The organism is Streptococcus mitis (assembly GCF_019929545.1).
Lineage (GTDB): Bacteria > Bacillota > Bacilli > Lactobacillales > Streptococcaceae > Streptococcus > Streptococcus mitis_BU.
In genome coordinates, this window is the sequence record NZ_JAHZPT010000027.1 from 13,148 (window position 1) to 27,480 (window position 14,333).

The 14,333-nt window shown below is 37.4% G+C and carries 12 protein-coding genes and 3 pseudogenes; 11 read left to right on the top strand and 4 right to left on the bottom strand.

Annotated elements, in window-relative coordinates; translation table 11 throughout:
- The first annotated feature begins 33 nt into the window (after positions 1 to 33).
- From rlmD to msr(D), 10 genes and pseudogenes are all read left to right on the top strand, one after another.
- Entirely contained in the window at positions 34 to 1,389 is a 1,356-nt protein-coding gene (gene rlmD, locus K1I71_RS07645) for a 23S rRNA (uracil(1939)-C(5))-methyltransferase RlmD (RefSeq protein ID WP_223330651.1), read from the top strand.
- A 794-nt stretch (positions 1,390 to 2,183) separates the two neighbouring features.
- Positions 2,184 to 2,477, top strand: a pseudogene (locus K1I71_RS09625) (recombinase family protein); the annotation flags it as partial.
- Positions 2,478 to 2,528: 51 nt separating this feature from the next.
- Positions 2,529 to 2,954: a recombinase zinc ribbon domain-containing protein gene (locus K1I71_RS09630; RefSeq protein ID WP_419991707.1), complete on the top strand. Its 426-nt coding sequence runs from the start codon at positions 2,529 to 2,531 to the stop codon at positions 2,952 to 2,954.
- Positions 2,955 to 3,050: 96 nt separating this feature from the next.
- Positions 3,051 to 3,650 (top strand): hypothetical protein, encoded by a 600-nt coding sequence (locus K1I71_RS07655; protein ID WP_000933555.1) that lies wholly within the window; start codon positions 3,051 to 3,053, stop codon positions 3,648 to 3,650.
- 588 nt (positions 3,651 to 4,238) lie between these two features.
- Positions 4,239 to 5,054, top strand: a pseudogene (locus tag K1I71_RS07660) (ZIP family metal transporter).
- Positions 5,055 to 5,068: 14 nt separating this feature from the next.
- On the top strand, positions 5,069 to 5,446 hold the full coding sequence (locus K1I71_RS07665) for an ArsR/SmtB family transcription factor (protein WP_004261306.1): 378 nt from the start codon (positions 5,069 to 5,071) through the stop codon (positions 5,444 to 5,446).
- Positions 5,415 to 7,502 carry a heavy metal translocating P-type ATPase gene (locus tag K1I71_RS07670; protein WP_049495788.1) on the top strand — a complete coding sequence of 696 codons (2,088 nt, stop codon included), beginning with the start codon at positions 5,415 to 5,417 and terminating at the stop codon, positions 7,500 to 7,502. Before K1I71_RS07665 ends, K1I71_RS07670 begins: the two co-directional genes overlap by 32 nt.
- A 945-nt stretch (positions 7,503 to 8,447) precedes the next feature.
- Positions 8,448 to 8,618 carry a hypothetical protein gene (locus tag K1I71_RS07675; protein WP_000873143.1) on the top strand — a complete coding sequence of 57 codons (171 nt, stop codon included), beginning with the start codon at positions 8,448 to 8,450 and terminating at the stop codon, positions 8,616 to 8,618.
- 385 nt (positions 8,619 to 9,003) lie between these two features.
- Positions 9,004 to 10,221 carry a macrolide efflux MFS transporter Mef(A) gene (gene mef(A), locus K1I71_RS07680; protein ID WP_000417519.1) on the top strand — a complete coding sequence of 406 codons (1,218 nt, stop codon included), beginning with the start codon at positions 9,004 to 9,006 and terminating at the stop codon, positions 10,219 to 10,221.
- A gap of 119 nt (positions 10,222 to 10,340) precedes the next feature.
- On the top strand, positions 10,341 to 11,804 hold the full coding sequence (gene msr(D) / locus K1I71_RS07685; RefSeq protein ID WP_000420315.1) for an ABC-F type ribosomal protection protein Msr(D): 1,464 nt from the start codon (positions 10,341 to 10,343) through the stop codon (positions 11,802 to 11,804).
- A 117-nt stretch (positions 11,805 to 11,921) separates the two neighbouring features.
- On the opposite strand, the gene K1I71_RS07690 is transcribed toward msr(D), so the two are convergent.
- Genes K1I71_RS07690 through K1I71_RS07705 form a run of 4 tightly spaced genes read right to left on the bottom strand, consistent with a single transcriptional unit; the run spans position 11,922 to position 13,166 of the window.
- Positions 11,922 to 12,221 (bottom strand): DUF5960 family protein, encoded by a 300-nt coding sequence (locus K1I71_RS07690; protein ID WP_001072467.1) that lies wholly within the window; start codon positions 12,219 to 12,221, stop codon positions 11,922 to 11,924.
- Positions 12,208 to 12,576: a hypothetical protein gene (locus tag K1I71_RS07695; RefSeq protein WP_000567222.1), complete on the bottom strand. Its 369-nt coding sequence runs from the start codon at positions 12,574 to 12,576 to the stop codon at positions 12,208 to 12,210. Before K1I71_RS07695 ends, K1I71_RS07690 begins: the two co-directional genes overlap by 14 nt.
- Before the next feature lie 12 nt (positions 12,577 to 12,588).
- Positions 12,589 to 12,924, bottom strand: a complete 336-nt coding sequence (locus K1I71_RS07700; RefSeq protein WP_000806926.1) for a DinB/UmuC family translesion DNA polymerase — start codon at positions 12,922 to 12,924, stop codon at positions 12,589 to 12,591.
- Complete coding sequence (locus K1I71_RS07705) at positions 12,921 to 13,166, bottom strand: hypothetical protein (RefSeq protein ID WP_223330652.1); 246 nt, start codon at positions 13,164 to 13,166, stop codon at positions 12,921 to 12,923. The genes K1I71_RS07700 and K1I71_RS07705 overlap by 4 nt, the downstream gene beginning before the upstream one ends.
- 548 nt (positions 13,167 to 13,714) lie before the next feature.
- Here K1I71_RS07705 and K1I71_RS07710 point away from each other — a divergent pair.
- A pseudogene (locus tag K1I71_RS07710) lies at positions 13,715 to 14,257 on the top strand (CPBP family glutamic-type intramembrane protease); the annotation flags it as partial.
- Between the last annotated feature and the right edge of the window lie 76 nt (positions 14,258 to 14,333).

The window sequence follows — 14,333 nt, forward strand, 5'->3', positions numbered from 1 at the left end:
GTCTTTTTTGTCGGCCAATAGAAAGAGAAGAGAATGTTAAAGAAAAATAGTATTGTAGAAGTTGAAATTATTGATTTGACTCATGAAGGTGCAGGAGTGGCCAAGGTGGATGGTTTGGTATTCTTTGTAGAGAATGCTTTACCAAGTGAAAAAATCCTTATGCGTGTCCTTAAAGTAAACAAAAAGATTGGTTTTGGGAAAGTGGAAGAATACCTTGTCCATTCACCACACCGTAATCAAGATCTAGATTTGGCTTACCTGCGTTCAGGAATAGCTGATTTAGGTCACCTTGCTTATCCAGAACAGCTCAAGTTTAAAACTAAGCAAGTCAAGGACAGTCTATACAAGATTGCTGGAATTGCAGATGTAGAGGTTGCTGAAACGCTTGGTATGGAAAATCCAATCAAGTACCGCAACAAGGCGCAGGTGCCTGTTCGTCGTGTTAATGGTGTCTTGGAAACAGGATTTTTCCGTAAGAATTCGCATGATCTCATGCCTCTAGAAGATTTCTTTATCCAAGATCCTGTCATTGACCAAGTTGTGGTAGTTCTTCGAGATTTGCTTCGTCGTTATGATTTGAAACCTTATGATGAAAAGGAACAATCTGGCTTGATTCGAAATCTTGTGGTGCGTCGTGGACACTATTCTGGACAAATCATGGTTATCTTGGTTACAACTCGTCCCAAAGTTTTTCGTGTGGAGCAATTGATTGAACAACTAATCAAGCAGTTCCCAGAGATTGTGTCTGTTATGCAAAATATCAACGACCAAAACACCAATGCTATTTTTGGTAAAGAATGGCGCACACTTTATGGACAAGACTTTATCACTGACCAGATGTTGGGAAATGACTACCAAATCGCTGGACCAGCATTTTACCAAGTCAATACTGAAATGGCTGAAAAACTTTATCAAACAGCCATTGATTTTGCTGAATTAAAAGAAGATGATGTGGTCATTGATGCCTATTCTGGTATCGGGACGATTGGTCTTTCTGTTGCGAAACATGTCAAGGAAGTCTATGGTGTCGAAGTGATTCCAGAAGCGGTTGAGAATAGCAAAAAGAATGCTCAGCTGAACAATATTTCAAACGCCCACTATGTCTGTGACACAGCTGAAAATGCTATGAAAAATTGGCTCAAGGAAGGAATTCAACCAAGTCTTATCCTAGTGGACCCACCAAGAAAAGGACTCACAGAAAGCTTTATCAAAGCAAGCGCTCAAACAGGAGCTGATCGCATCGCCTATATCTCCTGTAATGTCGCAACCATGGCGCGTGATATCAAGCTCTACCGAGAATTAGGATATGAATTGAAGAAAGTACAACCAGTGGATCTGTTTCCTCAAACGCATCACGTGGAGTGTGTAGTGTTGCTGGTAAAATCTTAAAAAACTTGTAACGAAAGGGATAATGAAAAGCCTTGATTGTAAGGCTTTTTTTGATATATGAGGAAGTATCAGGCTGAGAGCAGAAGTTGAGTGTTTTGATCCGATAGGTGGTGTTATTGAGTTTATATTTCCAGTTACACGTAGGGGGTACATTTATTACCTATGAGCATGGCTTTATGGGAATTAATGCATCACCTCTTATATATGAAATTTAGGCAATATTTGGTCTTGGGGAAATTTGTAATTGTTGTGATGAATTTCTTAACAAAGCTTGAGTTTTAATTTTTAGAACATTAAGAGAAAAATTATGATTGTTTATTTGAAAATTTTATGATAGAATGAGATTGAAATATTGAATTTTCTGTTATCGGGAATAGGGGTTCGACTCCCCTCCTCATCATTTGCTGCTAACCGATGTATCAGACTCCTCAACCTTATTTTTATTGGTCACACAAGTGACTGTAGAAATACTTATAGACTTAGTAAGTGATTGCTTATTCAATTTTAAATGTGTTAATAAGTGAGAGTATTAGTCCTGATATAAAGGATGTAATGCTTTCGCAGACTAAACTTTTGATGTTTTTAATGTGAGAAGGTTAGATTAATACAGTATTTTTGGGTAAAACTTGATACAATTATAAAAATTCTTAGGGTGGCTATATAGTCATCCTTTTATTAGTTTATATACTGGTATTGTAAATTTTAAGTAAGGAGTAAATACTATGAAGTTTATGTTTTAGGCCAAATATAAAAAAGCAAATCGCATTATAAAACATGAATAAGCAAAGGTCGTAAGGTATATATTTGATAGGTTTCTAGAAGGATACAGTCCAGAATTTATTTCCAAAGAGTTAAGAGAACTGGAAATACCAGGTTGCACAGGTAAAGCAAAGTGGTGCCCAAGTGCTATATGGAAGATGCTTCAAAATGAAAAATACAAGGGTGATGCTTTGCTTCAGAAAACCTATACTGTTGATTTCCTGACGAAGAAACGAATAGATAATGATGGACAAGTTAATCAATACTATATTGAAAACAATCATGAACCAATTTTAGATAAAGAGAAGTGGGAGATTGTTCAGTTAGAAATAGCAAGAAGAAAGAGATTTAGAGAACAATATAAGCTCCAATTTTATATCATGCAGAAAGAAAACAATCCCTTTACAACAAAAGTATTTTGCGCAGAGTGTGGTTCAGCATTTGGTCGAAAAAATTGGACGACAAGTCGTGGTAAACGGAAGGTATGGCAGTGTAACAATCGATATAGGATTAAAGGTCAGATTGGATGTTTAAACAATCATATTGATGAAGAAATGCTTGAGAAAGCCTTTATGAAAGCAGTTGGAATATTGCAAGATCATAGATCTGATGTGGTAGCTAAGTGGCAAAAGCTAGAGCAGGGAGCAAATCTTCTCCATAAGCACTATGCAAAGCAGATGTATCAGATACTAGATTTAGATAAATTTGATGGAGTTATCATGAATCGAGTTCTCGACCACATCAGTATTTCAGAAGCTGGACAAATTGTAGTAACTTTCCTTGAAGGAACTGAGGTAGATTTATAAGAGACTGTTACTGGGAAGTTACAGTCTTTTTAGTGGGTTAATGGTATAATGAGATTATAAATGTGGATATTGTTTAAATTCTCTGGAGGACGCATAATGTTGAATTTAGTAAAAGGTCACCAAGTTAGCTTGGTAGAAAACCTGTTTGAATCATTTACAAAGTTAACTGAACATCATTTGATGGCGAATGTACACGCAGAAAAAATATTAGAGGTTTTTCAACACTTTATTGCGATTCATGATGAGCCCTTGTTTTTTATTTTGGAATTGCCTGTCAGTATTGATAGAGAAAAAGTGATAGAAAAGAATATTATCAAGGAATCTCATAAGGATGTTTATTATATTGATGGTTGTTCAAGAGAGGAATGCCTAGCACTGTTGATTAGATACGGTGATTTACTTGTTAATGATGGACTAAGTAAGTTTGGATTTGGTGGGCATAAAAGTCATGATGAGATCATGCTTGATAGCTATAATGTTGTGACAATTTATAGTAAAGAACTATCGAAATTTAATGACTTTTTTGAACCTCATAATATTCAATTTGTAGAAGAACTAGTGACAGCTTGGGGAACTTTTTCTAAGACTTCACCAGGAATCTCTGAAATCTATGAAAGTAATGGAAAAACTGTTTATGATTTGCCTGTAGAATTAGCTGAATGGGGAATATACTTAGTTGAAACTCGAACCGAATAGGCATAACTATAGGTTAGAAATAGGATATTTCAGTTCCTCTAATACTCCAAATTTAACTTTAGTCAATTTGTAGAAGGAAAAGCAAGATGTAAGCACATATCGAGGTTTTGGGACTACTGGAGAAAAAGATATAGTCTACCGTTTCAGGGTTTACAAAAGGCTTGATATTAAGCCTTTTTTGAATTTTGAGTGAAGTATAAATCTAACAGTCTGAGTTGAGATAGTATTATTGATAGCAGTAATGTCTGAAATTTATTTCCACATACTCAGTGGAGGTTCAAAATGTTCCTGCATGTGAGGTGTCTGTGGGAATAGTTTTGGCCCCCCTTTTTTATTTTCAGATATCACTATGATGGTTTGTGGAACTATTTTTCTTATATGGTAGGATAGGTATCAGAGTGAGTAGAATACCCTATAGGTATGTGTTTGTTTCCATAGACTAGGAGGTAATGGGAATAAACATACCCACCTAGCTATGGGGATTTCTCATAGCTTTTTTACTTTCTTCCTTGACAATTGAGCAACTGTTCAACTATAATGGTAATAGTTGAACAGTTGCTCAACTATTATCGATTATTGAGGTATAAGATGTCATTTTTTTCATCTCTATCACCAGTAATGCAAGCTTTATTAGCTGGCTTATTCACCTGTTTTGTACCATTATCGGTGCTAGTTTGGTCTTTTTTGTCAAAACCATTCATCAAAAATTCATGGATATGATGATGGGCTTGGCAGCGGGTATTATGACGGCAGCTGCAGTCTGGTCTTTGCTTGTCCTTTCATTTGGCTATAGCCAGTCAATGGCTGCAAACAGATTTTACTGGTTGCCGACGGCTGTTGGTTTTTATTGTCGGGGGCTTAATTATCCGCTTTATTGATTATTTGGTTCCCCACCTGCATTTGAATCAACAGATGAGTGATAAGGAAGGGATTTTGAATCCCCAAAGACCCTTATCAAAGACCATGCTGCTTTATCTGGCGGTAGTGATTCATAATATACCAGAGGGCTTAGCAGTTGGTGTGGCAAATGCCACAACTGGACTTTCCTTTACGTGGATGAGTGCCCTTGGATTAGCCTTGTGAATTGGTATCCAAAATATTCCAGAAGGCTCTGCCTTGTCCTTGCCGCTACGGGCAGAAGGGCGAAGTAGGAAATCAGCTTTCTACTATGGCGCCATGTCAGCGATTGTTGAGCCGATTGCAGTTGTTTTAGGGGCCTATGCTGTTATGTCTATGCCCCAGCTACTACCTTATGCTCTCTCATTTGCGGCAGGAGCCATGATTTATGTTGTAGTGGAAAAACTTGTGCCAGGTGCTCAAGAACATAAGAATACCGATATTGCAACAGGTGAATTTATGGACGGATTTCTAATTATGATGTTACTTGATACAACTTTAGGATAGGAGGAATACAAAATATGTCACAGTGTTTAACAGCTTGTAATCCAGATTTAATTCAAGGGGTCCATGAGACGGAGTTTGATACCGTTACATTGCTAAATATGTCCAATTTTTTTAAGGCGATTTCTGATCCAACTCGTTTGCGGATTTTACAAGCAGTACGGCAAAATCCAATTTGTGTCGGAGACTTAGCGATTGCGTTACAGATGACCAAGTCTGCTATTTCTCACCAACTACACTATCTGCGGGACTGCCAATTGGTCAAGGGGGAGAAAAAAGGAAAGATGACCTATTATGAACTTGCGGATAATCATGTCGCATCAGTCTTGTCTTTGACACTGAAGCATTTGAAGGAGGAAAAACATGAAGAAAGAGTATGTACTTCGGGGAATTGACTGTGGCAATTGTGCTGCTAAGATTGAACGTGCTGTCAATCAATTGGAGCAGGTAGAATCTGCCACTGTCAATCTGATAGCTCAAAAGCTGACTTTGGAAACAAAAAGCGAAGATGGGATAGATAAGGAAATTATTGACTTAGTAGATGCTATTGAACCTGGAATCGAAGTGATCAGTGATAAAAAGGAAGAGGCACTTCCAGAAAAACGAGATTGGGCGAAAGAGCTGCTACTTGCTGTTACGATTCTATTTGCCTTCGGCTTTTTCCTGCCAGAGGAGTATTTCTGGATTCGTCTGGTCTATTATCTGACCCTATATATCATTATCGGTCATAAGGTTCTTATCAAGATGGTTCAAAATATTCAACGTGGCAATATTTTTGATGAAAACTTTTTGATGAGTATCGCGACCTTAGGAGCCTTTCTCTTGGGAGAATTTCCAGAGGCAGTAGCCGTCATGCTTTTTTATCAGATTGGGGAGTATTTCCAAGACAAGGCCACCTCTCAATCTCGTCAGTCCATTGCACAATTGATGGATATTCGGTCGGATAAGGCTTGGAGACTAGAGGGGGGAGAAGCCGTTCAAGTAGACCCTGAAACAGTAAGGGTTGCGGACCATATTTTAGTTAAGCCTGGGGAGAAGGTGCCCCTAGATGGTCTGGTCAGAAAAGGTCGTTCTATTCTGGATACGTCAGCCTTGACAGGAGAATCACTGCCTAGGGAAATTGGCGTTGGTGAGGACATTACAAGTGGTGTGATCAATTTGACTAGTCCATTGGTAATTGAAGTGAGAAAGACTTTTTCGCAATCAACGGTCAACAAAATTTTGGAATTAGTTGAAAATGCAAGCAATAAAAAAGCGGAGACGGAACGGATGATCACACGTTTTTCGCGTGTGTATACACCAGTGGTTGTCGGAATCGCTTTTCTGCTTGCAAGCCTGCCTCCCTTGCTTGGTTTAGGGGAGTGGTCGACTTGGCTTTATCGGGCACTTACCTTTTTAGTCATTTCTTGCCCTTGTGCTCTTGCGGTTTCGGTACCAATGAGTTTCTTTGGCGGGCTAGGGGGAGCATCTAAATTAGGTGTCTTAGTGAAAGGTGGGAATTATTTAGAGGCTCTTGCCAAGTTGGATACGGTCGTATTTGATAAGACGGGGACAATTACAAAAGGTATCTTTGCGGTAGATACCGTTGTCAACGCAGAAGGTATCGAGGATAATATTCTGTACCTCGCTGCCCATTTGGAAAGCTATTCCAATCATCCAATCGCAAACTCGATTCGAACAGCCTATGGACAGGAAGTGGACGAGAATAGGGTGAGTCAGATTACCGAGCTACCAGGGCAGGGCATGTCCGGTAGGATAGATGGCAGACAGCTCTATCTTGGGAATGCTAGATTAATGGAAGTTCAAGGGATTGCTTATCCAGCTATTGACAGCACAGGAACAGTTCTCTATTTGGCAGAGGACAGTCACTTTTTAGGCTATTTCCTTATCACAGACCAAGTGAAGGAAACGAGCATCGAGGCCTTGAAGGATTTACAGGCGGTCGGAATTAAAAAAACGGTTCTCCTTTCAGGTGATCGTCAGGCAGTGGTTGATGAATTTGCACAGCAATTTGCCTTCAATGATGCATTTGGAGATTGCTTGCCTCAGGATAAGGTGAGTACATTTGAGGAAATTCTGACTCAGTCTCAGCAGGCTGTTGCCTTTGTTGGAGATGGAGTGAATGATGCACCGGTTCTTGCTAGGGCAGATGTTGGTATTGCTATGGGAGGGCTAGGTTCGGACGCAGCCATTGAATCAGCAGATGTTGTACTGATGGATGATGACCTTGGAAAACTTCCTCAAGTCATTCGACTGGCTAAAAAGACAGTCAGAATAGCTCGGCAAAACATGACCTTGGCTATTGTAGTTAAACTAATTTTCTTGGTTCTAAGTGGATTGGGAATTTCTAATATGTGGGAGGCAATCTTTGCAGATGTTGGTGTAACGCTACTGGCAGTATGGAATGCATTGAGGACCTTGAGGATAGATACCTCCACTTTGTCAAAGTAAGTGAACAAACAGAGCGATATACAAGTTTTTGTATAATCGCTTTTTTAAACTATGATATGGGCTTTAACGATTTTAACCTAAATCTAGTAACCGTTGAACGTGCATCAATAGAACACACTATGACCATCAACAAGAACTACGTTACTTTCATTAAGGGTATTTTCTGGTAAATTTCAAAAATAAAACCTTGATTTTGCGCCATTTCTTTTTTTCCTTCCCGAAGGCGCGGGAGTACACCCCTTTTGTTAAGGATTTATCCCTTTTTAAATAAAAATAATACAAGTAGGACACTTCTAAAAGTGATCTACTTTTTTTAAATATTTTCATTCTAAAGTTTAATTTTAAACAACAACTCTATCACTTTCGTTATATAATATAGATGTTGACTAACTCCACATGTTGAGGCGGTAAGTTTGCTAGTCAAGGAGTAAAACGACGAAGATTAGCATTTACTTCCGCCCATGCGATAGCTGTCCGTGATTGACAAGTGCTAGCACGCAGACAGAACGGAGATAGCGAACCGCTGAGTGTGTCGCTCTGCTCGTAAAAGCTTAGAAACCTTTGAACGAAAGGGATAATGAAAGCCTTGATTGCAAGGCTTTTTGCTTTATGGTGGGTAAGTATCAGAGTGAGAAAATTTTTGGAATGAGTAGAAGTGATAGCTAGAAATTATCAGTTTCTATTTCCATTTACCCTGTGGGTACGTGTTTGTTTCCATTGACAAGGAGTTTGTGGGAATAGAAATGTACCCACCTTGTTTGAATCAAGTGAAGTGTAGTTGAAGGAAATCTGTTGAAAGCAATACTTCATTTTACCGAATAAGTAATAATTTAGGCAACTTCAAATCGATTAAAAAAAACTATTTTAAAGGTTAAGAGTAGACAAAAATTGTCCACTCTTTTTTGCAAACTCAATTTATCAATAAATGAAATGAGGGAATGTAAAATGAAATATTTTGAGGTTGAGTTAGAAAATCCTGATGAATTTTTAAAACTACAAACAGAAGATTTTGTGAAAGCTAATCGCTTGCTACTAAGGAAGATAATCCAGAGCGTTACAGTCTATGAAGAAAACTTCGTCATATCCTTTAAATCTGGCATCGAATTGGAAGTATGAGTCTCATTCCATAACTTTTATATTGAACATATCATCTTGTTGTGTTATACTATAAATTGATATAAACAAAGATGTAGGAGGAACCGAAACTATGACAGCCTCAATGCGTTTAAGATAAGCTGGCAATAAAAAAAGCAGAATCTATACCCGATGATAGGCTTTTTTGTTGTGCTTATTTATACGATATTGAGCATTCATTAGTTACGGTGAGGATATTGGTTATTTAACTATACCTTTATTTAACTATGTCTTTAATATGAATGTTTCCAAATTGTATGTATGCAGACCAAAAGCCACATTGTGGGGTTTGGCCTGCATTTTTTATTGCCTAGAATGCTATTCAAAATAGAAATTCAAGCAAAATAATATGCAGGAGATAATATAAATGGAAAAATACAACAATTGGAAACGAAAATTTTATGCAATATGGGCAGGGCAAGCAGTATCATTAATCACTAGTGCCATCCTGCAAATGGCGATTATTTTTTACCTTACAGAAAAAACAGGATCTGCGATGGTCTTGTCTATGGCTTCATTAGTAGGTTTTTTACCCTATGCGATTTTGGGACCTGCCATTGGTGTGCTAGTGGATCGTCATGATAGGAAGAAGATAATGATTGGTGCCGATTTAATTATCGCAGCAGCTGGTGCAGTGCTTGCTATTGTTGCATTCTGTATGGAGCTACCTGTCTGGATGATTATGATAGTATTGTTTATCCGTAGCATTGGAACAGCTTTTCATACCCCAGCACTCAATGCGGTTACACCACTTTTAGTACCAGAAGAACAGCTAACGAAATGCGCAGGCTATAGTCAGTCTTTGCAGTCTATAAGCTATATTGTTAGTCCGGCAGTTGCAGCACTCTTATACTCCGTTTGGGATTTAAATGCTATTATTGCCATCGACGTATTGGGTGCTGTGATTGCATCTATTACGGTAGCAATTGTACGTATACCTAAGCTGGGTAATCAAGTGCAAAGTTTAGAACCAAATTTCATAAGGGAGATGAAAGAAGGAGTTGTGGTTCTGAGACAAAACAAAGGATTGTTTGCCTTATTACTCTTAGGAACACTATATACTTTTGTTTATATGCCAATCAATGCACTATTTCCTTTAATAAGCATGGAACACTTTAATGGAACGCCTGTGCATATTTCTATTACGGAAATTTCCTTTGCATTTGGGATGCTAGCAGGAGGCTTATTATTAGGAAGATTAGGGGGCTTCGAAAAGCATGTATTACTAATAACAAGTTCATTTTTTATAATGGGGACCAGTTTAGCCGTTTCGGGAATACTTCCTCCAAATGGATTTGTAATATTCGTAGTTTGCTGTGCAATAATGGGGCTTTCGGTGCCATTTTATAGCGGTGTGCAAACAGCTCTTTTTCAGGAGAAAATTAAGCCTGAATATTTAGGACGTGTATTTTCTTTGATCGGAAGTATCATGTCACTTGCTATGCCAATTGGGTTAATTCTTTCTGGATTCTTTGCTGATAAAATCGGTGTAAATCATTGGTTTTTACTATCAGGTATTTTAATTATTGGCATTGCTATAGTTTGCCAAATGATAACTGAGGTTAGAAAATTAGATTTAAAATAAACAATATTGGAGGAATATTTATGTATCTTATTTTCATGTAACTCTTCCTGCTAAAATCGCAGGGTTTTCCCTGCATACAAGCAAATGAAAGCATGAGATTATAGACAGGAGGAAATGTTATGGAATTAATATTAAAAGCAAAAGACATTCGTGTGGAATTCAAAGGACGCGATGTTTTAGATATAAATGAATTAGAAGTATATGATTATGACCGTATTGGTTTAGTAGGAGCAAATGGTGCTGGAAAAAGCACTTTACTCAGGGTACTTTTAGGAGAATTAACTCCCCCAGGATGTAAAATGAATCGTCTGGGTGAACTTGCCTATATTCCCCAGTTGGACGAAGTAACTCTGCAGGAGGAAAAAGATTTTGCACTTGTAGGCAAGCTAGGTGTTGAGCAATTAAATATACAGACTATGAGCGGTGGTGAAGAAACAAGGCTTAAAATAGCACAGGCCTTATCGGCACAGGTTCATGGTATTTTAGCGGATGAACCTACGAGCCATTTAGACCGTGAAGGAATTGATTTTCTAATAGGACAGCTAAAATATTTTACAGGTGCACTGTTAGTTATTAGCCATGACCGCTATTTTCTTGATGAAATAGTAGATAAAATATGGGAACTGAAAGATGGCAAAATCACTGAGTATTGGGGAAACTATTCTGATTATCTTCGTCAGAAAGAGGAAGAACGTAAGAGCCAAGCTGCAGAATACGAACAATTTATTGCGGAACGTGCCCGATTGGAAAGGGCTGCGGAGAAAAAGCGAAAACAGGCTCGTAAAATAGAACAGAAGGCAAAAGGTTCTTCAAAGAAAAAAAGTACTGAAGACGGAGGGCGTTTAGCTCATCAAAAATCAATAGGAAGTAAGGAAAAAAAGATGTATAATGCTGCTAAAACCCTAGAGCACAGGATTGCGGCCTTAGGAAAAGTAGAAGCTCCGGAAGGCATTCGCAGAATTCGTTTCAGGCAAAGTAAAGCATTGGAGCTCCATAATCCATACCCTATAGTCGGTGCAGAAATTAATAAAGTATTTGGGGATAAGGCTCTGTTTGAAAATGCATCTTTTCAAATTCCGTTAGGAGCAAAAGTGGCGTTAACTGGTGGTAATGGAATCGGAAAAACAACTTTAATCCAAATGATCTTAAACCATGAAGAAGGAATTTCTATTTCGCCTAAGGCAAAAATAGGTTACTTTGCACAGAATGGTTACAAGTACAACAGTAATCAGAATGTTATGGAGTTTATGCAGAAGGATTGTGACTACAATATATCAGAAATTCGTTCAGTGCTAGCATCTATGGGGTTCAAACAGAACGATATTGGAAAAAGTTTATCTGTTTTAAGCGGTGGAGAAATTATAAAATTGTTGCTTGCTAAAATGCTCATGGGTAGATATAACATCCTAATAATGGATGAACCCAGTAACTTCCTTGACATACCAAGTTTAGAGGCTTTGGAAATACTAATGAAGGAGTACACCGGAACTATCGTGTTTATCACCCACGATAAACGATTACTCGAAAATGTAGCAGATGTAGTTTATGAAATTAGAGATAAGAAAATAAATCTGAAACATTAAATTTAAGGTAGTCGCTGGTCAGTATAGTCTGTTCTGGTTGGCGACTCCATTGTTAAAGAGTATAAAGACTTTAGATTTTATGAATATTAAAAATAGGAACAGTCAATTGAACTGCTCCTATTTTTCTGCTAAATATATTGTAGTTTTCTTATATGTATAATGATAGATTAGCGGATTCTCATCTACGGTACTTACTTCAAATATGAAGAAGTGATCGCGGTTATCTCTGGACTTTTCCTTATTGAGGACAAAGTAATTCTTACGTGAAGTCGCCATTGTTTTTAGGATATCATCAGTTAGGAAGGTCAATGGAATATTCATGTTAGAGTAGCGGTAGAAGTCACGTTCAAAATCTTGGTAGCTCTCGCTATAATAGTCCATTTGTAGGTGATTACGCTGAAACTCAAGCTGATTCATAGAGCACCTCCTCGACAAGTTCAATACTAATAATGTCTTTTAATTTCAAATTGATGTGACCTGTTGTAGTTTTTATCAAAATGAAATCTTTGGTCAGACTTGGTATTGTTCCAGTGTAGGAAACACGCTTGTTTTTTTCAATAACTTGAATGCGTGTGCGTAGCTGCCCGGCGTATACTTGACTGAGGAGTAATAATTTCTTCTCTAGTGATAAGTCAGACATGTACGTTACTTTGTTTGTATCATCAGAGAGTGCTGATGCATGTTCAGATAGGAAAAAGCCCATCCATTTTTGCATCTTTGTATCCTGGTACTCTCTTGCTGATTGAAATGGTAAATATGAACGGTCAATCATATCAAATCCTTTCTATGCAGAGGCAAGGGTATTTTTATCAAATTGAATCGTAAAACCTTGAATTCCCCCACCTGTGTAACATTCTTTAAAGCGATTGATTACCTCAGTATAGATTATCACAGATGAGCTTGTTGGCTTAATGCTAAATGTAAATTCCAATGGTAATCGGTTTTCAGATTTAGCATGTACTAGTCGTATCGATATTTCAGTTGTTTTGAGTTTTCTCTGACGAAGTTTTGAAGTTGCTGTTTCAACGATTCCATGTAAAAATCTTTCAAGCATTTCAATATCATTACATCCTTTGCTACGGATTTCTGAAAATTGTACTGTATTTTTTTCTTGTTTCATTTTAATCCCTCCAATCCACCCGCGGAATGACCACCGATAAGTTTACTGCGTTCAATATTTCTGGAACCTTCAGTTAGGACGGTTCCTTTTTGTATGGCTAAAAAACCAAACTGTTCTCTGACAACATCAATAGCTGTCTGAAGTCTATTCTCTTTTTCAATTTGTTCTACATCATCAAAGAGTGATAGTAGAGTATAGCTTTCATCTACGAAGCCACTATAAGATACACCAATTTGTCTCACTGCACCAGAGGTGTATTTTTTCGGAATAATACAAGTACATGACTCACCATTGTTTTGGGGAGATTTGCGGGTTCAATTTTATTCTGAGCATTTATAGATTTTTTCATCTCAGTCCTAGAATAGCCAATATGAATAGAAACGACAGTAGTCAATACTAGGGCTACTGTTCCGTTCCACAGTATCATTTAAAAATCATTTTCACACCCTTTCGTCTATTAGTATAGAAGAAAGCTCTCAGCACACGTTGAGGCGGTATCACTGCTTGTACGAGCTGAGGCATCAGCGTAGTAGAAGGAGATGTTCCGCCCATGCGATAGATGTCGTAGAGTAAGGAGTTTACGACGAAACGATACGGCAACAGCGAACCGCCGAGTGTGTTGCTCTGCTCGTAAAAGCCTAGAAAGCTTGGTATGAATTAATAATGAAAAGCCTTGATTGTAAGGCTTTTTTTGTGTTTTTGTGATAGAATATAGGTAGTTATAATCGACAGCAACTAAGAAGCAGTAAAAAAATATTATTCATAGAATAATCAGGATTAGGAAGATAAAATGACAGAAATTGACAAAAAGAATTTAAAAAATTATCTTTATTGTACATTTGGAATTACTTATATAGCTTGGGGGATTCTTGCCATCTTTACGCAATCTCATATCTTTGGATTAGAAACAATTATAGGAAGAACATTACATATAGTAGGTGCACTTGGACCAGCTATTGCTAGTGGCTTTTATTTGAAAAGGAATAATATAAAATTTAAACATTTTGTATTTACTAAAAGAAAAAGTAGTAGTATTTATTTCATTATTCATTTGTTAGCAATTTTGATACTATTCTCTGTATCTTCCTTAGAATTAAACGGAGTATCCATTTATCTGATGCCACTATTCTTTATTCAATTAATTTTTTTTGGTGGCGGACATGAAGAGTTAGGATGGAGAGGTATACTACAACCTTTACTTGATAAAAAATATACTTATTGGCAATCTAATTTGATTGTAGGTTCAATCTGGGGAATTTGGCATCTGCCTTTATGGTTTATAGTTGGAGAAAGTCATCAAGGATTTCCTTTTATTTTATTTTTTATATATACGGGCACCTCTAAAAACTCCACTCTTATCACAAAAGAAAAAATCAACTGTATGTGTCTCATTTAGTTGGCACATTCAA